This window comes from Streptomyces sp. HD, assembly GCF_028369295.1.
GTDB lineage: Bacteria > Actinomycetota > Actinomycetes > Streptomycetales > Streptomycetaceae > Streptomyces.
Genome location: NZ_JAQMYP010000165.1, coordinates 1 through 760 on the forward strand (window position 1 = coordinate 1; position 760 = coordinate 760).

Annotated in this window: 1 protein-coding gene; it reads right to left on the minus strand. The window is 66.7% G+C overall.

Features of this window, described 5'->3' with window-relative positions; all coding sequences use genetic code 11:
- Positions 1 to 727: condensation domain-containing protein (locus tag POF73_RS45820; RefSeq protein ID WP_272125483.1), on the minus strand; the 727-nt coding region annotated here is incomplete at its 3' end.
- Positions 728 to 760 lie beyond the last annotated feature (33 nt).

Below are 760 nucleotides of genomic sequence, written 5' to 3' on the forward strand. Positions count from 1 at the left end.
CGAGGTTGACCTTGATGCGGTCGCTGTCGTAGACGATCGCGGTCAGGGGGTAGCCGGTCCGCTCGACGTCGAGGCAGGACTTGCGCGTCAGTCCGTCGGGGAGTTCGTCGGCACCGAGGCCGGGGAAGTTCTGGAAGACCAGGAGCGAGGAGAAGAACTGCTCGCCCTTCGGGACGGCACTCCAGTTCTGCGCGTCCACCAGCGACGTGTACTCGTACTGCCGCAGCTCCACATGCTCCTGCTGAAGGTCCCGCAGCCACTCCGCCACCGGCCGCTCGGCCGGGACGCGGGTCCGCACCGGCAGCGTGTTGATGAACTGGCCGATCATGGACTCGGCATCGGCCAGCCCCTCGTGACGCCCGGAGACGACAGAGCCGTAGACGACGTCGTCACTACCGCTGTACCGGGACAGCAGCAGCGACCAGGCACCCTGCACGATCGTGTTCACGGTCAGCCGGTGCGCACGCGCGAACTCGCCGAGCTTTGTGGTCGTTTGGCCGTCGAGGCGGAACGCCACGTCGTCGAACCCGCTCTGGCCGGTTGCTCCGCCGATGCCGAGCTCAGTCGGTTCGGCGAAATCACCGAGCCGGCGGCGCCAGAACTCCTCGGCTCGTTCCCTGGACTGCTCGCCGAGCCACTCGATGTGACGGGCGTAGGGCACCGGGTCGGGCAGTTGTGTGGGAGATCCCTGCAGGTGGCTGCGGTAATGAGCGAAGACTTCCTTCATGACGAGCTGGCCGCTCCAGCCGTCGAGGATGAT